General features: G+C 42.9%; 19 protein-coding genes and 1 pseudogene. 3 read left to right on the top strand and 17 right to left on the bottom strand.

What is annotated here, in order from left to right; all coding sequences use genetic code 11:
- Position 1 precedes the first annotated feature (1 nt).
- Genes HMPREF1518_RS01155 through HMPREF1518_RS01140 form a run of 4 tightly spaced genes read right to left on the bottom strand, consistent with a single transcriptional unit; the run spans position 2 to position 4,002 of the window.
- Complete coding sequence (locus HMPREF1518_RS01155) at positions 2 to 823, bottom strand: PTS system mannose/fructose/sorbose family transporter subunit IID (RefSeq protein ID WP_000185293.1); 822 nt, start codon at positions 821 to 823, stop codon at positions 2 to 4.
- Positions 810 to 1,715: a PTS mannose/fructose/sorbose/N-acetylgalactosamine transporter subunit IIC gene (locus HMPREF1518_RS01150; RefSeq protein WP_000615901.1), complete on the bottom strand. Its 906-nt coding sequence runs from the start codon at positions 1,713 to 1,715 to the stop codon at positions 810 to 812. Before HMPREF1518_RS01150 ends, HMPREF1518_RS01155 begins: the two co-directional genes overlap by 14 nt.
- 26 nt (positions 1,716 to 1,741) lie before the next feature.
- Positions 1,742 to 2,218, bottom strand: coding sequence for a PTS sugar transporter subunit IIB (locus HMPREF1518_RS01145; protein ID WP_000156968.1), 477 nt, complete (start codon positions 2,216 to 2,218; stop codon positions 1,742 to 1,744).
- Complete coding sequence (locus HMPREF1518_RS01140; protein WP_033583566.1) at positions 2,215 to 4,002, bottom strand: glycoside hydrolase family 35 protein; 1,788 nt, start codon at positions 4,000 to 4,002, stop codon at positions 2,215 to 2,217. The genes HMPREF1518_RS01145 and HMPREF1518_RS01140 overlap by 4 nt, the downstream gene beginning before the upstream one ends.
- 321 nt (positions 4,003 to 4,323) lie before the next feature.
- On the opposite strand from HMPREF1518_RS01140, the gene HMPREF1518_RS01135 reads away from it, so the two are divergent.
- Both HMPREF1518_RS01135 and strH read left to right on the top strand, forming a co-directional pair.
- A complete protein-coding gene (locus tag HMPREF1518_RS01135) occupies positions 4,324 to 5,040 on the top strand; it encodes a GntR family transcriptional regulator (protein ID WP_001007181.1) in 717 nt (238 codons plus the stop codon).
- A gap of 294 nt (positions 5,041 to 5,334) precedes the next feature.
- Positions 5,335 to 9,090, top strand: coding sequence for an LPXTG-anchored beta-N-acetylhexosaminidase StrH (gene strH / locus HMPREF1518_RS01130; RefSeq protein WP_033583564.1), 3,756 nt, complete (start codon positions 5,335 to 5,337; stop codon positions 9,088 to 9,090).
- Positions 9,091 to 9,147: 57 nt separating this feature from the next.
- Here the strand turns inward: strH and purB are convergent, their stop codons facing one another.
- From purB to HMPREF1518_RS01095, 8 genes and pseudogenes are all read right to left on the bottom strand, one after another.
- Positions 9,148 to 10,446 (bottom strand): adenylosuccinate lyase, encoded by a 1,299-nt coding sequence (gene purB, locus HMPREF1518_RS01125; RefSeq protein WP_033583562.1) that lies wholly within the window; start codon positions 10,444 to 10,446, stop codon positions 9,148 to 9,150.
- Positions 10,447 to 10,506: 60 nt separating this feature from the next.
- Complete coding sequence (locus HMPREF1518_RS01120; protein WP_004262537.1) at positions 10,507 to 11,916, bottom strand: hypothetical protein; 1,410 nt, start codon at positions 11,914 to 11,916, stop codon at positions 10,507 to 10,509.
- A 361-nt stretch (positions 11,917 to 12,277) separates the two neighbouring features.
- Positions 12,278 to 13,369, bottom strand: a complete 1,092-nt coding sequence (gene purK / locus HMPREF1518_RS01115; protein WP_033583560.1) for a 5-(carboxyamino)imidazole ribonucleotide synthase — start codon at positions 13,367 to 13,369, stop codon at positions 12,278 to 12,280.
- Entirely contained in the window at positions 13,356 to 13,844 is a 489-nt protein-coding gene (purE, locus tag HMPREF1518_RS01110; RefSeq protein WP_000802563.1) for a 5-(carboxyamino)imidazole ribonucleotide mutase, read from the bottom strand. The genes purK and purE overlap by 14 nt, the downstream gene beginning before the upstream one ends.
- Before the next feature lie 19 nt (positions 13,845 to 13,863).
- Entirely contained in the window at positions 13,864 to 15,057 is a 1,194-nt protein-coding gene (locus tag HMPREF1518_RS01105; RefSeq protein ID WP_033583558.1) for an ATP-grasp domain-containing protein, read from the bottom strand.
- Positions 15,058 to 15,111: 54 nt separating this feature from the next.
- Positions 15,112 to 16,371: a phosphoribosylamine--glycine ligase gene (gene purD, locus HMPREF1518_RS01100; protein WP_033583556.1), complete on the bottom strand. Its 1,260-nt coding sequence runs from the start codon at positions 16,369 to 16,371 to the stop codon at positions 15,112 to 15,114.
- Positions 16,372 to 16,492: 121 nt separating this feature from the next.
- Positions 16,493 to 16,567: pseudogene (locus HMPREF1518_RS11080) on the bottom strand (IMP cyclohydrolase); the annotation flags it as partial.
- 59 nt (positions 16,568 to 16,626) lie between these two features.
- Positions 16,627 to 17,136 (bottom strand): HXXEE domain-containing protein, encoded by a 510-nt coding sequence (locus tag HMPREF1518_RS01095; protein WP_007522577.1) that lies wholly within the window; start codon positions 17,134 to 17,136, stop codon positions 16,627 to 16,629.
- Positions 17,137 to 17,303: 167 nt separating this feature from the next.
- On the opposite strand from HMPREF1518_RS01095, the gene HMPREF1518_RS01090 reads away from it, so the two are divergent.
- Positions 17,304 to 17,846: a TetR/AcrR family transcriptional regulator gene (locus HMPREF1518_RS01090; RefSeq protein ID WP_000456532.1), complete on the top strand. Its 543-nt coding sequence runs from the start codon at positions 17,304 to 17,306 to the stop codon at positions 17,844 to 17,846.
- Positions 17,847 to 18,028: 182 nt separating this feature from the next.
- Here HMPREF1518_RS01090 and purH read toward each other — a convergent pair whose 3' ends face one another.
- The 5 genes from purH to HMPREF1518_RS01065 form a co-directional block, all read right to left on the bottom strand.
- The gene (gene purH / locus HMPREF1518_RS01085; protein WP_000166543.1) at positions 18,029 to 19,576 is read right to left on the bottom strand and encodes a bifunctional phosphoribosylaminoimidazolecarboxamide formyltransferase/IMP cyclohydrolase; all 1,548 of its coding nucleotides are present in this window, start codon (positions 19,574 to 19,576) and stop codon (positions 18,029 to 18,031) included.
- A gap of 15 nt (positions 19,577 to 19,591) precedes the next feature.
- The gene (gene purN, locus HMPREF1518_RS01080; protein WP_007522571.1) at positions 19,592 to 20,137 is read right to left on the bottom strand and encodes a phosphoribosylglycinamide formyltransferase; all 546 of its coding nucleotides are present in this window, start codon (positions 20,135 to 20,137) and stop codon (positions 19,592 to 19,594) included.
- Complete coding sequence (gene purM, locus HMPREF1518_RS01075) at positions 20,134 to 21,156, bottom strand: phosphoribosylformylglycinamidine cyclo-ligase (protein ID WP_033583554.1); 1,023 nt, start codon at positions 21,154 to 21,156, stop codon at positions 20,134 to 20,136. Before purM ends, purN begins: the two co-directional genes overlap by 4 nt.
- A 214-nt stretch (positions 21,157 to 21,370) precedes the next feature.
- Positions 21,371 to 22,813: an amidophosphoribosyltransferase gene (purF, locus tag HMPREF1518_RS01070; RefSeq protein WP_000220657.1), complete on the bottom strand. Its 1,443-nt coding sequence runs from the start codon at positions 22,811 to 22,813 to the stop codon at positions 21,371 to 21,373.
- Positions 22,814 to 22,906: 93 nt separating this feature from the next.
- Positions 22,907 to 26,632, bottom strand: a complete 3,726-nt coding sequence (locus HMPREF1518_RS01065) for a phosphoribosylformylglycinamidine synthase (RefSeq protein WP_033583552.1) — start codon at positions 26,630 to 26,632, stop codon at positions 22,907 to 22,909.
- Positions 26,633 to 26,642 lie beyond the last annotated feature (10 nt).

Genomic DNA, 26,642 nt, shown 5'->3' with positions numbered 1-26,642 from the left:
ATTATGCGCCCATTCCAAGTGCAAATTTACCAAAGGCAGAAAGAGCCAAGGCAAGCACGATAATGATACCGATAGCTTTTGTAGAGTTCATACCTTTCTTACCAAGCAACCAGAAGATAAATGCAGTGAAGATTGCTGGAAGCAAACGTGGGAAGATTGAGTTCAAGATGTCTTGGAAGTCAATCATCTTTTCACCGATTGGTAATTTGTATGAAATTTCAAAGTTGATCATTGTTGCTACAAGAGCACCCATCATGAATACACCAAGTACAGATGCAGCTTCAATCAAAGCTGTCAAAGTACTTTGCATGTTGTTGATAAGGTTAACCCCTTCTTTGTATGCAAATTCCAACTGTTTCCAACGGAAGATGTCATACGCTACTGCAACTGCAATCCAAAGGAAGATACCCCAAGGTTGACCAGCAATAGCCATTGTTGCAGCGATAGATCCCATGATAGCAGGTACAAGTGAACCAAAGATAGTATCTCCAAGAGGAGCGAATGGTCCCATCAAACCTGTCTTGATACCGTTAACCGCATCTTTTGAACCAACGCCATCTTTTTCTTCCATAGCAAGGTCAAAACCAGCGATAATTGTGTGGAAGAATGGTGAAGTGTTGAAGAATTGAGTATGAACTTTCATCATTTCTTTCAACTCAGGAGTTCCATCTCCATACATTTTACGCAATTGTGGCAAGATCATGTAAAGGTAACCTGATGCTTGCATACGTTCGTAGTTCCATCCCAATTGGAAAGTGAACAAGCTACGTTTGTTAATTTGATTAAAATCTTCTTTTGTTAATTTGTAATTAGAATTCGTCATCTTCAATTTCCCCACTTTCTGATGGTGTAGAAGGTGCTGCTACAGCAACTTTTTGGCTGTTCTTGAAGTGAACAACCGCAAGGAAGATACCTACGATAGAGATACCGATCATAGACAATCCTTTGAAGTTGTTAACAAAGCCAATTTTTTCAGCAACTTCAGCAGGAAGAGTGCCAATGATTCCAGCAACTGCTCCACCAAGACTTGTTACGTTTGAGTAAAGAACAGTCAACATAGCTGTCAAACCGAATCCCATAGCAAGGTAGTGAAGGTTACGTTTAACTGGAAGGTAACGAAGCAAGATTGCAAATCCAAGACCTGGAAGCATACGACCTGCAAGTGTCAAACCGTCTGCAACCCATTGGTATTCTTTAACAAGGTTTACAACACCTTGTACGAATTCTCCACCAAAAGCAAGAGCGAAGAATACTGGAAGGGCACGAGAAAGAGCCCATGGAAGCGCACCAAGTAGGTAGTTGCGTTCGATACCTTTGTAGTCAAAGCGTTCGATCGCAGCATCAATACGGTGTGCAAAGAAAGTAGTTGTCATACGTCCAAGAACGTCGAAGTATGTCAAAAGTGCCGCTACTGGTACAGCGATTGTTGTAATCGCAAGGTCTGTATCAATACCTTGAGAGATAGAGAATGCTGTTGCAAGAACCGCACCAGAAGTTGCGTCGATACGAGAAGCACCACCGAAGGTACCAACCCCGAGAACGAACAACTGCAAGCTACCACCGATAAACAAACCAGTTGTCACATCTCCCATGATTAAACCAGTAATGAAACCAGCGAATACAGGGGAACCTGCAGATGAAACGATTGTCAACTCATCACAGATTTGATAAGCTGAGTACAAAGTGAGAAGTAAAATTTGCCACGGTTGTATCATAACAATGACCTCCTAAAAATTTTTTCCTATTTTAATAAGCTCAAAAAGTCTGAAACTGGATCATTTGGAACCATTTGAGCAGTGAGTTTCACACCTTTTTCTGCTAGTTTGTGGAAATCTTCCACATCCTTGTCTACCACATTGATAGAACGTGTGATAGAGCGAGTTTCTGGTGTTTGAGACATATTGCCGACGTTGAGTGTTTCAAGCGGAACACCTGCTTCGACCAAACCAAGGAAACGGTCTGGTTTACGTGCAACGATAAAGAGACGTTGGCTATCGTATTTACCAGCAAGGATATTTGCTGCTGCTTTCTCAACTGGCAAGATACTGAGTTTCACACCTGGTGGTGTCGCAAGTTTCAAACCACTCTTTTCAATATCGTTGTTAACAACTTCGTCGTCTACAACCATAATGCGTGAAACATTTAGTTTTCCAGCCCAAAGATTGGCTACTTGACCGTGGATCAAACGTCCATCGATACGGCATCCTACAATTGTCATAAGTTTTCCCCCTTTATGTGTTTTAGTGTAGGTTTACGAGTTAAGTGAATCTCTTCTTTATATTCGCCCTCAGTTTCAAAGATGATGATGCGGTTAGCACCTTCCTTGAGATAACTATGAGGGATATAAAGTGAGAGGGTCGGGCCGACGTTCCAGAAACGCCCTAGGTGACGCCCGTTGACAAAGGCAACTCCCTTACCAAACTCAGACAAGTCTAAGTAGGTATCCTTCGGCTCTTCAACAGTAAAGTCGAAAGCGTAAAAGGCTGGTTGTCCTTCTGTCCATCCTTTTGAAAAATCAATCTTCTCAGGATTATCCAGTGGCAGTGGATATTGTTTCCAATTCAGTAAGAAATGTAGATCCTTGCAGACACCTGTTCGAATTCCTTTACGCTGCGTATCTGCCAAAAACTTATGTCCGTAGTTGACACGCCCCATATTTTCAATCAAGATGTCAATCTCTGAAAAGCCTTCTCGGTTGCCTTGACAGTAGATGTCTTCGCCAATCTCTGTCTGGTATTGAGTAGCAATCCATTGACCATCTACAAAGAGTTGAGCTCGGTCACGTCCATCGATGATACGGAGACGTTCCTCTTCTGCATCCCAACTTGCCTCCGTGCGGTAGAGAAGGTAGCCATAACTTTGACCAAGTTCTTCCATCGCTTTTGGATAGAGGCTTTCAGTAGGACTAGAGAGACTATCCAGGGTTTCAAACAAGGAAACTTTTTCGACCAATGGAATGGACCCTATCTCCATGCTTTCCTTATAGAGTGGTTCCAACTGTGGATACTCTGGGAAGTGGGTTGCCATCATCTTCTTGACTGCTAAGTATTTAGCAGTTGGATTTCCTTCTTCATCGAGAAGGGCATCATAGTCGTAAGATGTGACTTGCGGCAAATCCAGAGTTCCTCGAGCCGAGCAACCATTCATGAAACCAAAGTTTGTACCACCATGGAACATGTAAAGGTTGATAGAGCCTTGCTCCAATACCTCTCGAACAGCTTCTGCCAATTCTTTAGGATCACGAGTGATGATGGGTTCTTTCCAACGGTTGAACCAACCATCCCAGAATTCCATACACATGAGGGGCCATTTCTTGCCATGCTCATCAAAGAATTCCTGCATCTGTGAAAAGTTGTACGGAGCTTTAGAACCGAAGTTTCCTGTCACAAAGAGGTCGTCTTCAATCAAGGTTCCGGCTTTCAGAGTAGCCCTCCATGGGCCATCTGAAGTAAAGAGTGGGCAATCAATCCCTCGTTCTTCCATCAATTTTCGAATTGCTCGTAGATAAGACTTATCTTCTCCATAAGAGCCATATTCATTTTCGACTTGCATCATGAGAATGTTTCCGCCGTTATCCAACAAGCGAGGCACAAGCCTTGGCAATAATTGGTCATAATAGCGAGCAACAGCCTCGATGTAGGCCGGGTCGGACGAGCGAATTCGCATGTCCTTGGTCAAGAGCCAAGCCGGCAAGCCACCAAATTCCCATTCCGCACAGATAAACGGAGACGGGCGTACAATGGCATAGAGACCTAGATCTTGTGCAATTTGAAGAAATCTCTCCAAATTTCTGGCACCTTCAAAATCAAACTCCCCTTCAACAGGTTCGTGTAAATTCCAAGCCACATAGGTCTCGACTGTATTAAAGCCAAGCGCCTTTAAGTTATAGAGAGAATGATACCAATCCTCTGCTGGAATCCTAAAATAATGAATGGCGCCGGACAAAATCTTGAACGGTTTTCCGTCTAAATAGAAATCGTCCTCAATTTTAAATCTGGTCATGTTATTACCTCTGACGAATTAAGTTTGCGCTTTCATTTATTATAATATTAACTATAATCAAATCTTTTGCATTTGTCAATAGGTTTTAGAAAATTATTTAAAATTTTTCTATTTTTTTACTTACCGTTTACCGAAATTATCTAAAAATAGCATGAAAACGATCTTTTTATGTATGATAATTCACAAGAACATCAAATGAATTTTTTTACATGTAAAATAACATTTTTAGTCTATTATTTTAATTTTTTGACCTTAATACTACTCTTTTCTTTATATTTGTGGTAAAATCAAAATTGGAGAAAGAGAATCGAGGTAAAATTTATGGCTATTCCTAAATACCAATATATTAAAGATGAATTAAAAAACAAAATCATCTCTGGTCAATTTGCAAGTGGAGATAAATTTTATACAGAAGCCGAATTGATCGCGATGTACGATGTGAGTTCAATCACAGTTGTTCGTGCCTTAAATGACCTTGCTAAAGACGGCTACATTGTCCGCCAACAAGGTAAAGGTACTTTCGTTTCACGTGCCCGCAAGCACAAACTCGTTGAGTTTTCAGATGTCGAAATCTTTGAAACAAAAGACGATAAAGTTACTGTCCTTTCTATCGAGCGCGGAAACAAACTTGAATATTTAGATAAACTTGGACTACGTGGAGATCAATTCTACTATAAGATTGAACGTATTCGTCAGACAAACGACGTAACATACATCTACCACACATCTTATATTCCTGAGCAATACATCAATGCCAACTATCCAAATCTTGACTATTATAGCTCTATCTATACACGTTTCAAATTGGATTACCGCATTCACATGAGTGATGAACATTTTGAGGAAATCAACGAAATCGCATTCCCAACTCCAGAGCATGCTGCTTCTGTACTCGGAATCGATACACAATTCCCAACTGTCTTCCAAACGAAGACTACAAAACTTGAGGCCACTGGCCAAGTCCTTGCCTATAGTGAAACTTATAAGCGAGCAGACTACTACAAAATCAAATTCATCTCATGTAACCGAGGTCATTAAGAAAAAGCCTGAGCCTAGCTCAGGCTTTTTCTATATTCATTATAGCACGAGAAAGAGGTTGTGAGAACGCTATGAAGGGTTCTTATTTAATTAGTAGCGTTTTTACTAAAAACAAGTTAAATATTCGCTTTCTCTTTCTTATTTCTGGAAATAATTTTCTTCTAAATCTTATGATTTCCTCTATTTATTATAGTTCTTATATAAACCCACTTGACATTTTACTCCTTAGATAATAAAATAAAATCGGTTTTATGTAAACGCTATCATACATAATAATAACAAGGAGGTTTTGTCATGAAACTAGAAAAGAAACAGCGCTTCTCCATCCGTAAATACGCGGCTGGGGCAGCTTCTGTACTGATAGGATTTGCTTTTAGCGCACAAGTCGTATCTGCCGACGGGATTACTCCAGCTCCAACAGCTGAGGTAACTGTTCAAACTATTCAGGAGAGTCCTCAAGCAGTCAAGGAAGCTGTAGACTCCAAGGTTCCAGAAAAACTGGAAGAAAAGGCTGACAAGCCTGTAAAAGAGGAGGTCAAAGAAGACAAGGAGGCTCCTCGAACAGTTGCTCCAAAAACAGAAGAGTCAAGCGCACCAGTTGTGACAGAAAATGCTACTCCAACTCCTACTGCCGAGAAAGAGAGTCCTGCCCCAGCTGAAACTCCTGCCGAAAGTACTCCTTCAGAAAAGAAAAATGAAGCCGTCACACCTGCAGTGGCCACTCCTAGCACTGAACGTGTATCTCAAGTAAATGAAAAACTGGCAAAAAGAAAAATGATCTCAATCGACGCTGGACGCAAGTATTTCTCTCCAGACCAACTCAAAGAAATCATCGACAAAGCCAAACACTACGGTTATACTGATCTTCATCTACTAGTTGGAAATGACGGCATGCGTTTTATGTTGGACGACATGACGATCAAAGCCAATGGCAAAACCTATGCAAGCGACGATGTCAAACGTGCACTCGAAAACGGAACCGATGCCTACTACAAGGATCCAAACGGCAACCATTTGACAGAAAGTCAGATGACGGACTTGATCAACTATGCTAAAAACAAAGGCATTGGTCTCATCCCAACTGTAAACAGCCCTGGTCACATGGATGCGATTTTGCATGCCATGAAAGAACTAGGCATCCAAAAGCCGAACTTCAACTACTTTGGTAAGGAATCTGCTCGTACCGTTGACCTTGATAACAAAGAAGCTGTTGCATTTACCAAAGCCCTGATCGACAAGTATGCAGCATACTTTGCTGGAAAAACTGATATTTTCAATATCGGGCTAGACGAATATGCCAACGACGCTACAGATGCCAAAGGATGGAGCGTTCTCCAGGCTGATAAATACTATCCAAATGAAGGCTACCCTGTAGGAGGATATGAGAAATTTATCGCCTACGCCAATGACCTTGCTCGCATCGTCAAATCTCACGGTCTCAAACCAATGGCCTTTAACGATGGTATCTACTATAATAGCGACACTAGCTTTGGAACTTTTGACAAAGACATCATCGTTTCTATGTGGACTGGTGGATGGGGCGGATACGACGTCGCTTCTTCTAAATTTCTAGTTGAAAAAGGCCACCAAATCCTTAATACCAACGATGCTTGGTACTACGTTCTCGGACGAAATGCCGATGGCCAAGGCTGGTACAACCTCGACCAAGGACTCAATGGTATCAAGAACACTCCAATCACTTCTGTACCAAAATCTGATGGGGCTACTATCCCATTCATCGGTGGTATGGTAGCTGCTTGGGCGGATACCCCATCTGCACGCTATTCACCATCACGCCTCTTCAAACTCATGCGCAGCTTCGCAAATGCCAATGCTGAATACTTCGCAGCTGACTATGAGTCTGCTGAACAAGCTCTGAAAGAAGTACCAACAGACCTTAACCGCTATACTGCAGAAAGTGTCGCAGCTGTAAAAGAAGCTGAAAAAGCTATTCGCTCACTCGATAGCAACCTCAGCCGTGCTCAACAAGACACCATTGATCAAGCAATCGCAAAACTCCAAGAAGCTGTAAGCAATTTGACCTTCACACCAGAAGCTCAAAAAGAAGAAGACGCGAAACGCGAAGTTGAAAAACTTGCCAAGAACAAGGTAATTTCCATCGATGCCGGACGTAAGTATTTCACGCTCGACCAACTCAAACGCATCGTAGACAAGGCGAGCGAACTCGGCTACTCTGATGTCCATCTCCTTCTTGGAAATGACGGACTTCGCTTCCTCCTTGATGACATGACCATCACAGCTAACGGCAAAACTTATGCAAGTGACGATGTCAAGAAGGCCATTATCGAAGGAACAAAAGCTTACTACGATGATCCAAACGGAACCACTCTTAGTCAAGCTGAAATCACTGAATTGATCGAGTACGCAAAATCAAAAGGCCTCGGACTCGTCCCAGCAATCAACAGCCCAGGTCACATGGATGCCATGCTCGTCGCTATGGAAAAACTTGGAATCAAGAATCCTCAAGCCAACTTTGACAAGGTCTCCAAAACAACTATGGACCTCGAAAACGAAGAGGCCATGAACTTTGTCAAAGCCCTCATTGGCAAGTACATGGACTTCTTTGCAGGCAAGACAAAGATCTTCAACTACGGTACAGACGAATATGCCAATGATGCTACCAACGCCCAAGGCTGGTACTACCTCAAATGGTATGGACTCTATGGCAAGTTTGCTGAGTACTCTAACACCCTTGCTGCCATGGCCAAAGAAAGAGGCCTTCAACCAATGGCCTTCAACGATGGTTTCTACTATGAAGACAAGGATGATGTTGAGTTTGACAAGGATGTCATCATCTCTTACTGGTCTAAAGGATGGTGGGGCTACAACCTTGCATCTCCTCAGTATCTTGCAAGCAAAGGCTATAAATTCCTTAATACTAACGGAGACTGGTACTACATTCTCGGGCAAAAACCTGAAGATGGTGGCGGTTTCCTCAAAAAAGCAATTGAAAACACTAAAAAAACACCATTTAACCAGCTTGCATCTACCAAATATCCTGAGGTAGACCTTCCAACAGTTGGAAGCATGCTTGCCATCTGGGCAGATAGACCAAGCGCTGAGTACAAGGAAGAAGAAATTTTTGAACTCATGACTGCCTTTGCAGACAATAACAAAGACTACTTCCGCGCTAACTACAATGCCCTCCGTGAGGAGCTTGCTCAAATCCCTGCAAGCTTGGAAGGATACAGCAAAGAAAGTCTCGATGCCCTAAATGCAGCTAAAGAGGCTCTCAACTACAACCTCAATCGCAGCAAGCAAGCTGAGTTAGACGCTCTCGTAGCCAAGCTCAAAGCAGCCCGCCTAGGCCTCAAACCAGCGGAAACTCACTCAGGAAGCCTCGATGAAAACGAACTAGCTGCCAATGTTGAAACCAAACCGGAACTCATCACAAGAGCAGAAAAGATTCCATTTGAAGTTATCAAGAAGGAAAATCCAAATCTCCCAGCCGATCAGGAAAAGATCATCACACCAGGTGTAGAGGGCGAACGCACTCATTACATATCTGTCCTTACTGAAAATGGGAAACAAACAGAAACGGTTCTAGATAGCCAAGTGACCAAAGAACCTGTGACACAAGTGGTTGAAATCGGTGCCCCTATTACTCACAAAGGAGATGAACACGGTCTTGCTCCAGCCGCAGAAGCAAAACCTAGACTGGACATCCAAGAAGAAGAGATTCCTTTCACTACCGTGACACGTGAAAATCCGCAATTGCCAAAAGGACAAAGTCAAGTCGTCGTTACTGGTGTAAATGGTCGTCGTACGATTTTCTACTCTGTCAGCACTACTGCTGACGGCAAGGAAGAAAGAACCCTTGTCAATAGTGCGGTATCTCAGGAAGCGGTCGCTCAAGTTGTCGAAGTCGGAACTGCCGTTGAGAAAGCTGAGCAATCTGAACCAACTACTAGCAAAGCAGATGAAAAACAACTCCCTGCAACAGGAAGTCAAGACTCTGCAAGCTTGGTCGCAGTAGGACTCATGGCCACACTAGCAGCCTACGGACTCACTAAGAGAAAAGAAGATTAAACCCCTTCGACAAGAATACAAAAAAGCGAGATTGAATCTCGCTTTTTATTGTTAGGATTAATCACCAAGTCCGATACGTTCAAAGATATCATCCACTCGTTTGGTGTAGTATGCAGGGTTGAAGATTTCGTCGATTTCCTCTTGAGTCAGGCGTGATGTCACTTCTGGATCTGCTTCGAGAAGCGGTTTAAAGTCTACTTGGTTATCCCAAGAGTAGGCTGTTTTTGGTTGCACCAAGTCATAGGCTTGCTCACGTGTCATGCCTTTTTCAATCAAGGTCAACATGGCACGTTGGCTAAAGATAAGACCGAAAGTTGAGTTCATGTTGCGGATCATATTTTCTGGGAAGACCGTCAAGTTCTTGACGATATTTCCAAAACGATTGAGCATGTAGTCAATCAAGATAGTTGTATCTGGTGTGATAATACGCTCAGCTGATGAGTGGGAAATATCACGTTCGTGCCAGAGAGCGACGTTTTCATAGGCTGTCACCATGTGGCCACGGATAACACGCGCCAGACCAGTCATGTTTTCAGAACCGATAGGGTTACGTTTGTGTGGCATTGCTGAAGATCCTTTTTGACCTTTAGCAAAGAACTCTTCCACTTCACGTTGTTCCGATTTTTGAAGACCACGAATCTCAGTCGCCATACGTTCGATTGAAGTCGCAATGCTGGCAAGAACTGCAAAGTACTCAGCGTGAAGGTCACGAGGAAGGACCTGTGTAGAGATTTCTTGGGCACGGATACCAAGCTTGTCGCAGACGTATTTTTCAACGAATGGTGGGATGTTAGCGAAGTTCCCAACCGCACCCGAAATCTTACCAGCTTCCACACCAGCAGCCGCATGCTCGAAACGCTCCATGTTGCGCTTCATTTCGCTGTACCAAGTTGCCAATTTAAGACCAAAAGTTGTCGGCTCAGCGTGCACACCGTGGGTACGCCCCATCATGATGGTGAACTTGTGCTCCTTAGCCTTATCAGCGATGATATTGGTAAAGTTTTCAAGGTCACGACGGATGATATCGTTGGCCTGCTTGTAAAGATAACCGTAGGCCGTATCCACCACGTCGGTAGAAGTCAACCCATAGTGAACCCACTTGCGCTCTTCACCAAGAGTCTCAGAAACCGCACGCGTGAAAGCAACCACATCGTGGCGCGTCTCCTGCTCAATCTCCAAAATACGGTCGATGTCAAAGTCCGCCTTCTCGCGAATCAAAGCCACATCTTCCTTAGGGATTTCTCCCAACTCAGCCCATGCCTCGTCAGCCAAGATTTCCACCTCAAGCCAAGCACGGTATTTATTTTCTTCACTCCAAATGTTCGCCATCTCAGGGCGAGAGTAACGGTTGATCATGTTATTAATTTTTCCTTTCCTCTTATTTTTCACTTATGTGGACTGTAACAAGAAAATTACTTATAAAAGTTCGATGTGATGTCGATAATCTCTTGTTAATAATTTCTTACTTATAGAATCTCCATCACCATTTAATAAATAGTCTATTGTATCTTTAACACGATCTGATGAGTATGTTTTTGTGCTTAATTCCGTAATTATATCCTTTAATATCTGAACTTGATTGGAAGTCAAAGACTGATTAAATTCTTGCCTTTGAATATATAAATAATTCAAAAATAGCTTAACTTGATCTTGATTAAGAATGTTAAAGAATTTTTGGTAATATGGAAGTCCACTCCTAGACACTCCATAAAAATTACCTAATCTACAGATTAAAACCACTGAAATTAATTTTTCTGCTACAGAGTCTGGAATATCACTGGATTGCTCAATATAAGACATGATATCTTTTATTTTTGGTCCTTCGTGATAAAAATTATCGTATGAGTAATGTATATTTTCAAGTTCATCTATCATTGAACTCAAAGCAATACTCCTCGTACTATTTGATTTATATCTATTACCATCACAAATATCGAAAAATTCCTTTGCTTTCGACTCTTTATCTTTTTCAAGATTTAAAGAATATGAATCAATATCTAACCCCAGTTCGTATTTCATTCTATCGTCCGAATTTTTCCAAACAATCGGAGCAATCATTCTAATATTATTTGTTAAAGCATCAGATTGAGAACTTACATATTTTTTAAAGAGAATCTTTAATAAATTATTAGTTAAAGTTACTGAAATATCTTTTATTTTATTATCCAGTTGTGATAAATAAGCATCATCTATATTCAAGCCTTCTTGGCCAATTCCATTAATAATCTTCTTTACTTCTAATGAATTCGGACTAGTCTCATCTAAAAACACATTTTTAATGCAATCCTCAACCCAACCTACCAATATTAGGGGGCCAATCACTTCTCTTGTAGGATGTGAACCGCCAATATTATTTCTCATATCTAAAATATGAAGTAATTTTTTCTTCGTAATTTCAGATATTATTTCTAATTTACTACAAGCTTGAACTAGCTCTATGTCTTTTAGTAGGACAAAATCTTCTCTTCCAGAAAAAAAGGTTCGTTTATTACCGGAGACAGCACTATCAAAAAACAAATCTAGACCATATGACTCTGCTTTATTCCTAAGTGTTTCTACAACCTCATTCCATAAATCATTTAAGGCTGAATCAAAACGACCAATAGCAACGCTCGAAATAAATTTTGACATATATAAAGCATTTTTCCTATGACTTTCTGGAATAGAATTTAAAAGATCAGGTAAGTTAGCAGATACTCTATTTTTATCAGCAGTTGATGCGATAACATCTTCATAAGGAAGACCAAATTGTTTTAAATAATTCTCAAATGGAGAAGATTCAACTATTTGCAACGAATCCACTGGTTGTTCAATAATATCAGTCATAACAATACTCCTTTTTGTAGCTCTAAAACTTATCAGTAGTACTATACTCAATAATAAAATAATTTAATCAACTTTGGCATAATATTAAGATTATAGCTTCTGGATAATTTCTGAGTCTACTACCTTTCTATATTTTTCGTAAAAATGGTTAACAATTATTTGGAGATACTTTTAGTAAATATTATACCCCTGAAATAAAATTTTTTATTATATCTTGCCATTTATTTAAAAACCAACTATTTTTCATCAATATAAAAAATACTTTTCAAAACAATAATTACAAATCGTATATCATTAAGTAAAAGCTTGAACAGTTAGTCATACACAAATAATACTAAAATTATCACAAACATTAACTGTTCTAAAAATCAATCCCTTTACCAAATTCTTCAACCTTATCCGGCACATCACTAAACAAAGTCACATGCCCCATCTTGCGGTTGTGCTTCGCTTCTATTTTACCATACATGTGGAGGTGGACGCTTGGATTTTCTGTGACATATTTTTCAGCGACCTCGACGTGTTGGCCGAGAACATTAAGCATGACAGCAGGCGCATGCAGTTTAATGACTGGCAACGGTGCTCCGAGAACACCTAAGATATGGGTGTCAAACTGCGAGAAGTCACAGGCTTCGATAGAGTAGTGTCCTGAGTTGTGTGGACGTGGCGCAATTTCATTGACAATGATGTCATCAGCCGTCGCAAACATTTCCACACAGAGCGTTCCAGACAAGTTGAGTTGCTCAGCGATTCTCACGGCCATGGCTTTAGCCTTGTCTGCTAGACTTTCTGAAATGCGAGCAGGCACGATGGTCTTAGACAGGATATTGTTGCGGTGGATATTTTCCTGAACAGGGAAAACCGTCACATCCTTGCCATTTCCTGACACTATGACGGAAATTTCAAGATCAAAGTTGACAAATTCTTCCAAAACACAGTCTGCTGAGTCAGCTAGCGCATAGGCTTCTTCCAAGTCTGCTTCTGAACGAATGACCTTTTGCCCATGCCCATCGTAGCCACCTGTCGCAGTCTTGAGGACATAGTTTTTCGACAGGTCCATATCTGCCAAGTCTTGGCTAGAAGTCACAACCTTGTAGGGTGCCACGGTGACTTGAGCCTTGTTTGCGAGAAAGTCCTTTTCAAAGATGCGATTTTGAGAAATGCGGAGCAGGTTCGTTCCTTGAGGGAGTTGTCCCTCCTTGATGACAGCATCCAAACCGTCAGCATCGACATTTTCAAATTCATAAGTGAGGACATCGCAACGCTCAGCCAACTGACGGAGGGCATCCACATCATTATAAGGAGCCACGATTATCTCCGCCACGCGAGAGGCTGGGCAATCCGCCGCAGGATCCAGCGCGATGACCTTGTGCCCCATATAAATGGCAGAAATAGCCATCATCTGACCCAGCTGACCGCCACCGATAATTCCGATTGTTTTAGATGAGCTCATTTGTAGACTCCTCTGCGATTTTTCCTTGTTCTTCTGCGAAATCTGCCAAAGCTGTCGCGATAGCCTGATCCTCTACTGACAGGAGACGGAGGGCAAAGAGTGCCGCATTGGTCGCACCCGCTTCACCAATGGCCATAGTTGCCACTGGCACACCACCTGGCATCTGTACGATAGAGTAGAGCGAGTCCACGCCACTAAGAGCACGTGATTTGACTGGTACACCAATGACTGGAAGGGTTGTTTTGGCAGCTACCATACCTGGCAAATGGGCTGCGCCTCCAGCGCCTGCGATGATAACCTTGATGCCACGGCTACGGGCTTCCTCCGCATGTTTGAACATGAGGTCAGGTGTACGGTGGGCAGAGACAACTTTCTTTTCGTAGGCCACGCCGAAGCGGTCCAGGACCTCGGCGGTTTTTTGCATGGTTGCCCAGTCGGATTTTGAGCCCATGATAATGGAAATAATTGGTTTCATATTTTCTCCTCTGAATAAACTAATTCTTTTGCTCAATATTTTTTACAGTGGCTGATTCAACACTATAATGTTTAACAGTCTGATTAACCAGATTTTCAACGCTCTTAGGTTTTAGCAATAAACGAAGTATAATTGTCACAAGAGGTATAATGCTCGGCAAGTCCTTCCAAACAGGTGTCAACACTTCTTCACTATCACGTCTTAAAAGCCAGTACTTTATTGTCTGCAATATTTTTCTTCTACTTTTCGTCTTCTCAGCAGTTCCAATAATCAAAGCCATCAGACTATGCGTCTCAACACCTGCTTGACCAAGAATGACCTCAGATTTAGCGTAGCTGTGACTGGCTAGTTCTATCATGATTTTTGGAAAATTAACTCCTGCTTTATAGGCGTTAGCAGGCTCTACCATTCTAGGATTACACTCTATATAGTAAAATTGGTCTCCCCTATGTATAAAATCTAAAGTTAGACAACCATGCCATTGTATATATTGTCCTAATTTTTCAACATGCTCTCTCGTTCTTTTAGATTCTATGCTTAATCTTGCCGCAGCAGAACCACCCGCGCCAGAACCTACTTTTACACTAGAATGCACTGCGAGTAATTCTCCATGATCAAACACTGCTTGAACCTGACCATAGTCTCCAACTATGTCTTGCTGAACCATCCATTCCTCATCACTCGCTGTTAATCTGCTCGTCACTTCAGCCAAATCTTTCTTACTTGAAATCTTATAAACCGAGCGACCGGCAGTACCATAATCTGCTTTCAGCCAATAAGGATAGTCTAGCCGGATGGAGTCTGCATCTTTCACGTGCTCCCACTTAGGTGTGGGGAGTCCTAACAAATCCGCAGTTTCAGCAAAAGCAATCTTCCCAGCTAACTTTTCAAACTGCTCTTTATCAGCAAGGGCGATTGGTAGCGATTGAGGTAAAAATTGCTTTCCATTTGCTAATAACCAGCCTTCCTCATGTGTTGGCAAAATGGCCTTGTAATTGGTTTTACGAAGCAACTGACTAACCTGTCTCAAATAATCTACAGGAAAACGGTTCACATCAACTATCGGAACTCTATGGGTTAGACGACTGAAGTGTGCAATGGAAAATCTTCTAGGAGATAATACATCAATTTTATAGCCTTCTTTCAACAAAACTGTCAAAGTTTCTCGTGAGGTCAAGCTTGAACCTTCTAAAAATAGCAGCCTATTTTTCATTTTTCAAACACCTGAATTCTATATTTAAGTCTCACGGCTAAAAGTTTCATTGATTTACAAAGCCTTACCACCAATGTCATGCCTATAAAAGAGGCCTGTGGTGTCTTGCCTTTTGAGTTGGTCGTAGATTTTTTCCTGCGCAGCTGAGACGGTATCTGCTGTGGTGACCAGCATGTACACTCGTCCACCATTCGACAGCAGTGCTCTGCTATTTTCCACAAACTTAGCCCCAGCATAGTAGGTTATGATGTCGCCAGCTGTCTTCTCCGGCAGAGGCTTGCCTTTTTCATAGTCCAGCGGGTAGCCGTTTGACGCGACAACCACGCCCAGAGTCACACCCTTATCCGTCCAAGTGATGTTGGGCTCCTTGCTATCGAGGATATCCGTGATATTTTGTGCAAAATCGGAGGTCAGACGAGGCAAGATAATCTGAGTTTCGGGATCTCCGAACCGAGCGTTGAACTCGATGACTTTAGGACCATCTGCTGTCAGGATAAGCCCTGCGTAAAGGATGCCCAGATAAGGACACCCTTCTTGGATCATGCCCTCAAGGACAGGCTTGACAATGGTGTCAACCGCCGTATCAACCACGCTCTCTGGCAAGTGGGGAACTGGCGCATAAGCTCCCATACCGCCCGTGTTAGGCCCCTTGTCACCATCATAGGCACGTTTGTGGTCCTGAGCCGTTGGCATGATGTAGAACTTGTCCCCATTGACAAAGGCAAAGAGAGAGAACTCTTCTCCGTCAAGGAATTCCTCGATAACCACACGCGCACCAGAGTCACCGAATTTATTGTCTAAGAGCATCTCATGAGCGGCTTCGACCGCTTGCTCAACCGTCTCAGCAACGACGACACCTTTTCCAAGTGCTAAACCATCTGCCTTGACAACGATAGGAGCGCCTTTCTCCTCGATATAAGCCTTGGCCTCCTCAAAATCTGAAAATGTGCCATAGGCTGCTGTCGGAACGTCATATTTGACCATGATTTCCTTAGCAAAATCCTTGGACCACTCCAGCTCCGCTGCAGCTTTGGTCGGGCCAAAGGCTTTGAGCCCAACTTGATTAAAGTCATCCACGATACCTGCAGCCAGGGCATCATCTGGACCGATGAAGGTCCAAGCAATATTGTTGACCTTTGCGAAGTCAATTAACTTAGAATGTTCGGAAATAGAGATATTTACCAATTCCAGACCATCCAGAGTCATTCCGTCATTCCCAGGAGCTACAAAAACCTTTTCAACGTCTTTTGACTCAAGCAACTTCTTAGCAATTGCATGTTCACGACCACCCGAACCGACAACTAACAGCTTCATCTCTCAACCTCTTTTGCGAATTATTTACTAATATTATATCATAAACGTTCGTTTTAATCTTGTTTTACTTAGCATTTTAAGCCAAAAAAGGAAAGAAACTGTTTTCTTCCCTTTTGTTTTCTTAATGTCTAAAATGTCTTACTCCTGTGAAGACCATAGTCAAGCCGTATTTGTCCGCCGATTCGATGGATTCTTGGCCACTCATTAACCAGTTATATCAGAAAGGTTAAAAAGTAGCTCTCATTTAATCGTTTTTCATTTCGCATATTTTTCTAGATGTGTTTGGATTTTTGGCATGATGAGATGCATTATTTTAAGATTCGTAAAAGCTATTATCATGGCTAATAAAAGATAGACAAAGACTGATAACAAAGGAACGTCAGAAGACCAATAGTGGGAAATAATCATTAGAACTATTGGCAATTCTAGGGTTACTGTGACGACTCCAGGAACATAACCCCTAAATTGCATGCACATGATATAATGGATTATGAAATGAGATGTATAAGCTATTACAAAAGATAAATAGAGTAAAGTGTTGTGAGTTATTTGGCAGAATCCAGAAATAAACATCAGGATGATAAATTCCTCCAACACACCTACTGCAAAAGCGGAGCCTTGCGTAACGGAACCAAAGAACGGTTTCTTAAAAGTTTCTAATTTTTGATGATACCGTGTTTTCCACAAGGGCATAAAAATCATTTCTTCAAAATCGTGTAAAATAAATAAAATAGGTAGCATCCAAACATTAAAAAGAATGCTCATATCTTTACCTCCTTAATAACAACTAACAATTGTACAATGTTAAGAATAAATGATAATCATATATCACGCGTAACACTTTTAGTATAAAGATAAACTGTTACAAAAACAAGAGGTTAAGAGAAATTGGCACAGTTTGACCAAAAGTGTGACAGGAAAGGAAAAATACCATGGAATATCAAACGCGACAATGGCTGGAGGAAGCCTTGTTCGATTTATTAGCAACTAAGAAATCCCTTCATAATATCAGCATTGCAGAACTCAGTGAGCATGCTCAGATTGCTAGACGAACGTTTTATCGTTATTACCATTCAAAAGAGGAAGTTCTTACGAACTATTTAGACCGCTTAATTCAAGACTATATTATCGAACTTCAAACAGCAAAACTGACTAATTTTGAAGATTTGGTGAACCTTTTCTTTCAGTATTGGAGCCAGTACACTGAGCCATTAAAAATTTTGCAGGACGCAAACTTGCTCGTGCTTATCTTGCAAAGGTCTTATGATAAGCTTTCTGCTGCTTATACCACTGTCATGGCACCTTGGCATGTCACAAACAGTAATCAAAGACAAATCACTTATGATAGTAGATTCATCGTTGGAGGTCTCTACAATATTTTTGATGAATGGTTAAAAACAGATTACCAGACAATGCCTGTTAACGAGCTAGTCACAACAACCTTAAACACCATAAAACGTATGAAAAATAGTTAAGTGAGAAACTGAGTTTTTCGAGATTAGTCATGAACAGCTCTAACAAATCATTTTAATAATTTCTAATACTAAAATGCTTATTGTTTTAGACATACAAAAAGAGAAGACAACTTACGTCTTCTCTCGTTGTTAGTGATAAATCATTCATCATAGTTGATAATGAGCTAATTTTTAAATACCCATCAATGTCTAAAATGTCTTACTCCTGTGAAGACCATGGTCAAGCCATATTTATCCGCTGCTTCGATGGATTCTTGGTCACGGACAGATCCACCTGGTTGGATGATGGCTTTAATGCCTGCTTTGGCGATTTCTTCCACGTTATCTGCAAATGGGAAGAAGGCATCTGAAGCAAGAACAGCGCCGTCAAGACGGTCTTTAGCTTGGTCAATAGCAATACGGACTGAAGCCACACGGTTGGTTTGACCTGGCCCAACGCCAAGTGTCATGTGATCATTGGTCACGATAATTCCGTTTGATTTGACGTACTTAATAGCCTTCCAAGCAAACTCAAGAGCAGTCGCCTCTGTCTCGGTTGGTTGACGTTTGGTCACCACTTGCCAGTCAGCTGGGCTTTCTTTGACAACGTCTTGATTTTGAACAAGGAGACCACCAACAACACCTGTGTATTCTGCCTCTACCTCACTAGCATCTTGAGCATCAAATGGCAAGGCAAGGATGCGCAAGTTTTTCTTTTTATTGGTCAAAATGGCTAGCGCTTCATCCGTATAGCTCGGTGCGATGATGATCTCGAGGAAAACGCCGTGCATCTTCTCAGCTGTCGCAGCATCCACCTCACGGTTAAGGACGACAATTCCACCAAAGATAGACACTGGGTCAGACTCATAAGCATAATCCCAAGCTGTTTCGATGTCATCAGCTTGACCAATTCCACATGGGTTCATGTGTTTGAGAGCCACAACGGTTGGACGGTCTTTGAAATCACGAATGATACGAATCGCCGCATCAGCGTCACGAATATTGTTGAATGACAATTCCTTACCGTTAAGCTGTTTAGCGGATGCAATGGAGTATTCCGTAGGAAGAGCTTTTTGGTAGAAGTCTGCATCTTGTTGAGGGTTTTCACCGTAACGCATGGGTTGCTTGAGGTCATAGGTCAAAGTGAGTTTTTCAGGTTTGCTTTCACCCACTTGAGCTGTGAAATACTCTGCAATCAAGGCGTCATAAGCCGCTGTGTGACGAAAAACCTTGGCTGCTAAACGTTGGCGAGTTTCATAAGTCGTTTCACCATTTGCTGCCAATTCATCAAGCACCACTGCATAGTCAGCAGGGTCTACCACAACCGTCACGCTGGCATGGTTTTTAGCTGCTGAACGAAGCATAGACGGCCCACCAATATCGATGTTCTCCACCGCATCAGCGTAGGTCACATCTGGTTTGAGAATCGTTTCCTTGAATGGGTAAAGATTTACTACAACGAGGTCAATCAATTCGATATTATTGTCCTTAGCCGCTTGAAGGTGGCTATCCAAGTCACGACGAGCGAGGAGCCCACCATGGATATTTGGATGGAGGGTCTTAACACGACCGTCCATCATTTCTGGGAAACCAGTCACATCATCGATGGCAACCGTGTCCACCCCAGCATTGTCAAGGACAACCTTGGTCCCACCTGTTGAGATAATGTCCCAACCAAGTTTTTTTAGTTCTTGGGCAAATTCAACAATGCCCGCTTTGTCTGAGACGCTGATTAAGGCGCGTTTAGTCATGTTTTTTCCTTTCATTTACTTGTCCAACAATTCTCTAATAGCCTCTGGATACAACTTGTACTCCGCTTCATGAATGCGAGCTTCAAAGTTTTCAATCGTATCACCAGCTAGACGTGGTACACGCACTTGTTTGATAACCTTTCCTGTATCCACTCCGGAATCCACCCAGTGAATGGTCACGCCGCTCTCAGCACCCCCAGCATTCCAAGCGTCCTCAATCCCATGAGCTCCTGGAAATTCGGGCAGGTAGGCTGGATGAATGTTGATAATTCGGCCCTCATAAGCTGCCAATAAGGTTGGCCCAACGATTTTCATGTAGCCAGCGAGGCAAACCAAGTCAATCTGGTGTTCTTCCAAGAGTTCGACAAGAGCAGCTTCGTAGTCCGCCTTGTTCTCAAACTCCTTGAGTTCAAAAGCATAGGACAGGACGCCGAGCTTTTCTGCACGCTCGAGCACATAGGCGTCACGATGGTCTGAAAAGACAAACTCTACCGGAAATTCTTCGGCAATCACCTGAAAATTCGAGCCATTACCAGAGGCAAAAACCGCTATTTTTTTCATTTGATGATGACACTTTCGTTTTCTTTCTTGACGATGCGACCAATTTCATAAACTGGTTCATCCAGCAATTCCTTGACGCGACCTACATTTTCAGGGCTAACTGCCAACATGAGTCCCACACCCATATTGAAGATTTCAAACATTTCCTCATGCTTGATTTGACCGTATTTTTCAAGGGCTTTGAAAATCGGGAGGACTGGAACTTTGCTTTCCTCAATCTCAGCAGCCAGGTCATCCGCAAACATACGAGGGACATTCTCGATAAATCCACCACCAGTGATGTGGGCAATACCGTTTACCAAACCTTCCTTGATGAGTGGCAAAACAGCCTTGACATAGATACGAGTCGGCTCAAGAAGGACTTCCTTGAGTTCCTTGCCTTCCAATTCTGGCAAGACTTCCTCACCCGTGTAGTCGGCAAAAACACGGCGAACCAGGGAGTAACCATTTGAGTGAATCCCACTTGACGCAAGTCCGAGAAGAACATCACCTTCTGCCACCTTTGAACCGTCAATGATTTGAGATTTTTCTGCCACACCGACCGCAAAACCAGCCAGGTCATAGTCATCTTCGCCATACATACCTGGCATTTCAGCTGTTTCCCCACCGATGAGGGCTGCGCCTGCCTGCACACAGCCTTCTGCCACACCAGCAACGACTTGTTCTAGTTTAGCTGGTTCATTTTTACCAGTTGCGACATAGTCGAGGAAATAGAGGGGCTCCGCACCTGCAGCGATAATATCGTTGACACACATGGCCACACAGTCTTGCCCAATCGTATCATGCTTATCATACTTGATGGCCAATATGAGCTTGGTCCCGACACCATCTGTCCCCGAAATCAAGACTGGCTCTTTGACACCTGTTTTTGAAAGGTCAAACATGCCACCAAAGCCACCAAGAGCTCCCATAACACCCGCACGCTCCGTACGAGCCACATGCTTTTTGATCCGCTCAACAACTTCATAACCCGCTTCAACATCTACACCCGACTGGGCATACGCATTTTTATTTGCCATTTTATTTTTCCTTTTCTTTGAGAAGATTGCGACGTATTTTTAGATAAACAATTATTTTATCTAAAAATACTAGTCAGGGCTCTAGCTTTGGTCCCATAAGACAAAGCGTCTACTGACAAATGCTTTAGCTTTTAGTCAGTAGTGAGACGTGGCGCATAAGCATTTTTATTTGTCATCTTCTCTTCCTTTCCTTTCATGGAGAGTCTTTATCCGTCTATTTGTAAAAACTGGTCTTATCCCCCAAGCTTCTACGATATTCTTCCTCATAGTCGTAGAGAGGAGTTGGGTAGTCGCCGTCAAAGTAAGCGACACAAAGACCACCGTTTGGCGCATCTGTTTCAATCCCGATAGAATCAATCAAGCCATCAATCGAAAGATAGGTCAGGCTATCCGCACCAATGATTTGGCGAGTTTCTTCGACCGTATGATTGGCCGCAATCAGCTCCTGACGCGTCTGGATATCAATCCCGTAAAAACATGGATAAGCTAGCGCTGGACTGCCAATAGCAACGTGAACTTCAGAAGCACCCGCTTCTTTCAAAAGCTGAACGATACGGCGAGAGGTTGTCCCACGAACAATGGAATCATCAATCATCACCACACGTTTGCCTTTGACAACACCCGAAACAGCAGACAGTTTCATCCGCACCCCTTGCTCCCGCAATTCTTGAGTCGGTTGGATAAAGGTGCGTTGCGTGTATTGGTTCTTGATGAGACCCATTTCATTTGGCAGACCAGATTCTTCTGCAAATCCCATAGCTGCGCTGAGCGAGGAATTTGGCACACCGACCACGATATCCGCTTCGTGCTTGAACTCACGCGCTAATTGGGCCCCCATACGTTTGCGAGCTGTATGGACGTTGACACCATGGATATTAGAGTCAGGACGAGCAAAATAGATATACTCCATAGAGCAAATCGCCAATTGGGTATCATTCGTATAGCTATCGTACTGGATGCCATTGTCATCCACAATCACAATTTCTCCTGGTTTTACATCACGAATCCACTCGGCACCGATGACCTCAAAGGCACAGGTTTCAGACGAAACCACCACCGCTCCATTGGCCATTTTCCCGATTGAAAGCGGACGAAAGCCATTAGGATCAAGCGCAGCAATCAACTTGTCTTCAAACAGCAGGATATAAGCAAATCCACCTTTGACAAGGCTGAGCGCCTCTTTGATTTTGCCCATCAAGTTCGGATTGTGACTTCGACGAATGAGGTGAGCCAAGATTTCCGAGTCCGAAGTTGAACTGAAAATAGCTCCTCTTTGTTCCAATTCTTTCTTGAGCGATTCGGCATTGGTCAAGTTTCCGTTATGAGCCAATCCAAACTGCATATCGTGAAAGCGGAAGAGGAAGGGCTGGATATTATCTACAGAAGCTTCGCCAGCAGTCGCATAACGAACATGCCCAATCGCGCTCGTTCCAGTCAGTTTATCCAAATTAGCTGGATTTCTAAACACTTCTGATAAAAGCCCCATATCACGATGACGCTTCAATTGCCCCTGATCATTGGAGAGGATTCCTGCCCCTTCCTGACCACGGTGCTGAAGACTATGGAGACCAAAATAGGTCAATTTAGCAGCATCTGGATGCCCCCAGATACCGAAAACACCACATTCTTCATTAAGAGATTTTACTTCGTATGTCATTTTTTATACCTAATTTTTATTTGTGTAGCACCAAGAGCTAAATCTACATGACTTTTACATTACTGATACTATCTATTAGAAAATCTGTAAGTCTTATTTTCCAGTAAAGTATTTAACCGCCGACGCGAACAGGTGCTGGTCTTTATTTCCTGGAATATTTTGGAAAAGACCATCTTCATAACGTTCTGAGTGTCCCATTTTACCGATGATTTGACCATTCTTGCTAGTAATTCCTTCGATGGCATTTACAGAACCATTTGGATTGTACTTAGAGTCCATGCTTGGTTTGCCGTCAAAATCAACGTATTGGCTGAAAATTTGTCCATTGTCACGGAGCTCAGCGAATTCCTCAGCCGTCACGACAAACTTCCCTTCACCGTGCGATACTGGAATGGCGTGGATATCGCCCACTTGCACTCCAGCCAACCATGGTGAGTTGGTATTGGCAATCCGAGTTTCCACCATCTTGGCCACGTGCTGGTTGGCATCATTGTAGAAGAGGGTTGGACTAGTGCTGCTTGCATCCTCGAAGTTACCGTATGGAAGAAGACCTGATTTGACAAGAGCCTGGAATCCATTACAGATACCGATAATCAAGCCACCACGAGCGATAAAGCTATCAATGGCTGCACGCACTTTTTCATTGAGCAAGATATTGACAATAAATTTAGCTGATCCATCCGGCTCATCCGCAGCTGAGAATCCACCTGCAAAGAAGAGAATGTTTGCCTTGCCGATATTGTCAACCATGGTTTCAACTGACTTGACAATGGCTTCTCCATTCAAGGTCACGAATGGCACCAAGTTGACTTCTGCACCTTCTTTTTCAAAAGCTTTTGCTGAATCATATTCTGAGTTGGTTCCTGGGAAGACTGGGATGTAAACCACCGGTTTTTCAATAGTTGCCTTGGCTTTGATGACTGCGTCAGAAGCGACAGCTGGCACTTCAGCCAATTCTTTAGCTTGAGCAAATTCAGTAGGGTAAACTTCTTCCAATTTTCCTTGAAAGGCACTGTCAAGTTTCTGTCCATCTAGCTTCACACCGTTGACAAGGAGTGTAAAGTCTGCTTTCGTTTGACCGATTTTCTCTGCTTCAGCGATTTCTTGAGGAGATGTGAAGACAAATCCGCCTAATTGAGCTGTCAAGGCTGTCTCAAGTTCAGGCAAGGTTACCTCTGCACCAATATGATTTCCAAAGGTAGCAAGAGCTAAGCTTTCAAGGACACCACCATATTTGACAGCTGATGCAGATGTTACTTTGTGGTCAGCTAGGATGGCTTCAAACTGAGCAAAGTTAGACTTAATCAAATCAAAATCAATCTCTGCAGAGAGGGCTTGACCTGGGATGTAGTAGATGTTTTCACCAACATTCTTGAACTCTGGAGAAAGCACCTTACGGCTATCCGCTGTCGTAACTCCAAAAGCGACCAAGGTTGGTGGTACGGTCAATTCTTCAAAGGTACCAGACATAGAGTCCTTACCACCGATAGATGGCAAGCCAAGCTGGATTTGTGCTTCGATAGAACCTAGGAGAGCTGCTACTGGCTGACCAAAACGCTCTGCTTGTTTATCCATGCGCTCGAAATACTCTTGATAAGAGAAGCGGGCCTTGGACCAGTTTGCACCAGTCGCAACCAAACGAGCGGTTGCTTCGATCACTGCATAGGCAGCACCGTGGTATGGAGACCATTCTGCTACATAAGGATTGAATCCTTGAGCCATAACAGACGCAGTATGAGTCACACCATGTTGAACTGGCAATTTTTGTACAGATGCCTCAGTCGGTGTGAGTTGGTAACGACCACCAAGCGGGTGATTGACTGTAGAACGACCGACCGAACAGTCAAAGATAGTTTGCAATCCTTTTTGACTCGCATGGTTGAGATCAGATAGAACCGCAAGGGTATCAGCTTCAAGTGTGTCAGCAGATGTTTGACGTTCTTCTGGAAGTTCGACATCCTTGTCCACCACCTTTGCATCAACGACTACACGCACACCGTTTGTATCAAGGAAACGACGTTCCAAGTCGACGATGGTTTCCCCATTCCAGTGCATGACAAGATTTGGTTTTTCAGTCACTGTTGCCACAACAACAGCGTCAATATTTTCTTTATTACATTCTGCAACGAAGGCATCTACATCCTCAGGACGCACCACAACTGCCATCCGTTCTTGTGATTCAGAGATCGCAATTTCTGTTCCATTCAAGCCTTGGTATTTAAGAGGAACCTTGTTGAGGTCGATTTCAAGACCATCTGCCAATTCACCGATAGCCACACAGACACCACCCGCACCAAAGTCGTTAGATTTCTTGATGAGACGAGTGACATCGCCATTGCGGAAGAGGCGCTGAATCTTGCGTTCTTCGATGGCATTTCCTTTTTGAACCTCGGCACCAGCAGTCTCCACAGACTCAACCGTTTGAACCTTAGAAGACCCTGTCGCACCACCGACACCATCACGTCCTGTCTTACCACCAAGAAGGATAATCACATCTCCCGCTTCCGGTTTTTCACGGACAACATTCTCTTTTGGAGCAGCCCCAACAACAGCACCCAGCTCCATGCGTTTGGCTACAAATCCTGGGTGGAAGTACTCACGAACGTAGGTCGTTGCAAGACCAATCTGATTCCCGTATGAAGAATAACCATGGGCCGCTGTTTTAGAAATCACTTGTTGTGGCAATTTACCAGCACGAGTTTCCGAAATCGGTGCTGTAATATCACCAGCACCTGAGATACGCATGGCTTGGTAGACATATGAGCGACCTGACAATGGGTCACGAATAGCACCACCGATACAAGTAGCCGCTCCACCAAATGGTTCAATTTCCGTTGGGTGGTTGTGGGTTTCATTCTTGAACATGAGGAGCCATGGCTCTTTCACTCCATTCACATCCACTTCGATTTCTACTGAGCAAGCATTGATTTCGTCTGACACTTCCATATCATCCAAACGTCCATTAGCACGCTCATAACGACCAAAAATAGTCGCCATATCCATCAAGGTTTGCGGTTTTTCAGAACGACCTAATTCCTCGCGCATAGCGATATATTTGTCATAGGTTGCCTGTAATTGTTTTTGAAATTTAGAAGCTGAGAAATCAATGTTCTTCAACTCAGTCTCAAAAGTCGTGTGACGACAATGGTCAGACCAGTAAGTATCCAAAACCTTGAGTTCAGTCTCAGTTGGCACGCGCCCGATTGACTTGAAATAGTCTTGGATAAAGAGCAAATCATCCACTTCCATAGCCATCCCTTGCTCGGCCTTGTAGCGGGCAAAGTCTTCTGCTGTATAGCTTTCAAAGAAAGTCAATTTTGGAATGGTCTTGTCTGACTCTGAAAATTCCTGTTTGGCAATCCCTGTTTTGATGTCCTTGAAACGTGAATCCACTGGATTGAGCAGGTAGTTCTTGACCGCGTCCAATTCAGTCGCATCAATATCTTTATTAACCAAGTAAAGTTGAGCTGTATTGACCGTTACGTCACTAGAACTTCCCAGCAAAAGCAAGGCTTCCTGTGAAGATGCCGCACGCTGGTCAAACTGCCCCGGCAAGCTTTCGATGGCAAAGAAAGCATAATTGGAAAGATCAGCCTGCACAACCGCTTCATCCAAGACATGGTCTGTCACCTGCTCAGAGAAGATATGTTTTTCTGCAGGTGCAAACAAGTCCTCTGACAAGTCAAAAACATCATAAACTTGCACAATGCGAATACTTTTCAAAGTTGACAGTCCCAAGTTGTGCTGGAGTTCTCTTACCAAACTCTCTGACTTGACCTGAAAATCAGCCTTTTTTTCAACAAAAATACGTTTATCCATCAATTCTTAT

The sequence above is a fragment of the Streptococcus sp. SR1 genome, assembly GCF_000526075.1.
Lineage (GTDB): Bacteria > Bacillota > Bacilli > Lactobacillales > Streptococcaceae > Streptococcus > Streptococcus halitosis.
This window is presented reverse-complemented; position numbering and strand designations above follow the sequence as displayed.

Excerpts from the sequence above, each read along its gene's own strand:
- HMPREF1518_RS01155 (WP_000185293.1), bottom strand. The coding sequence starts at position 823 with ATGACGAATTCTAATTACAAATTAACAAAAGAAGATTTTAATCAAATT.
- HMPREF1518_RS01150 (WP_000615901.1), bottom strand. The coding sequence starts at position 1,715 with ATGATACAACCGTGGCAAATTTTACTTCTCACTTTGTACTCAGCTTAT.
- HMPREF1518_RS01145 (WP_000156968.1), bottom strand. The coding sequence starts at position 2,218 with ATGACAATTGTAGGATGCCGTATCGATGGACGTTTGATCCACGGTCAA.
- HMPREF1518_RS01140 (WP_033583566.1), bottom strand. The coding sequence starts at position 4,002 with ATGACCAGATTTAAAATTGAGGACGATTTCTATTTAGACGGAAAACCG.
- HMPREF1518_RS01135 (WP_001007181.1), top strand. The coding sequence starts at position 4,324 with ATGGCTATTCCTAAATACCAATATATTAAAGATGAATTAAAAAACAAA.
- strH (WP_033583564.1), top strand. The coding sequence starts at position 5,335 with ATGAAACTAGAAAAGAAACAGCGCTTCTCCATCCGTAAATACGCGGCT.
- purB (WP_033583562.1), bottom strand. The coding sequence starts at position 10,446 with ATGATCAACCGTTACTCTCGCCCTGAGATGGCGAACATTTGGAGTGAA.
- HMPREF1518_RS01120 (WP_004262537.1), bottom strand. The coding sequence starts at position 11,916 with ATGACTGATATTATTGAACAACCAGTGGATTCGTTGCAAATAGTTGAA.
- purK (WP_033583560.1), bottom strand. The coding sequence starts at position 13,369 with ATGAGCTCATCTAAAACAATCGGAATTATCGGTGGCGGTCAGCTGGGT.
- purE (WP_000802563.1), bottom strand. The coding sequence starts at position 13,844 with ATGAAACCAATTATTTCCATTATCATGGGCTCAAAATCCGACTGGGCA.
- HMPREF1518_RS01105 (WP_033583558.1), bottom strand. The coding sequence starts at position 15,057 with ATGAAAAATAGGCTGCTATTTTTAGAAGGTTCAAGCTTGACCTCACGA.
- purD (WP_033583556.1), bottom strand. The coding sequence starts at position 16,371 with ATGAAGCTGTTAGTTGTCGGTTCGGGTGGTCGTGAACATGCAATTGCT.
- HMPREF1518_RS01095 (WP_007522577.1), bottom strand. The coding sequence starts at position 17,136 with ATGAGCATTCTTTTTAATGTTTGGATGCTACCTATTTTATTTATTTTA.
- HMPREF1518_RS01090 (WP_000456532.1), top strand. The coding sequence starts at position 17,304 with ATGGAATATCAAACGCGACAATGGCTGGAGGAAGCCTTGTTCGATTTA.
- purH (WP_000166543.1), bottom strand. The coding sequence starts at position 19,576 with ATGACTAAACGCGCCTTAATCAGCGTCTCAGACAAAGCGGGCATTGTT.
- purN (WP_007522571.1), bottom strand. The coding sequence starts at position 20,137 with ATGAAAAAAATAGCGGTTTTTGCCTCTGGTAATGGCTCGAATTTTCAG.
- purM (WP_033583554.1), bottom strand. The coding sequence starts at position 21,156 with ATGGCAAATAAAAATGCGTATGCCCAGTCGGGTGTAGATGTTGAAGCG.
- purF (WP_000220657.1), bottom strand. The coding sequence starts at position 22,813 with ATGACATACGAAGTAAAATCTCTTAATGAAGAATGTGGTGTTTTCGGT.
- HMPREF1518_RS01065 (WP_033583552.1), bottom strand. The coding sequence starts at position 26,632 with ATGGATAAACGTATTTTTGTTGAAAAAAAGGCTGATTTTCAGGTCAAG.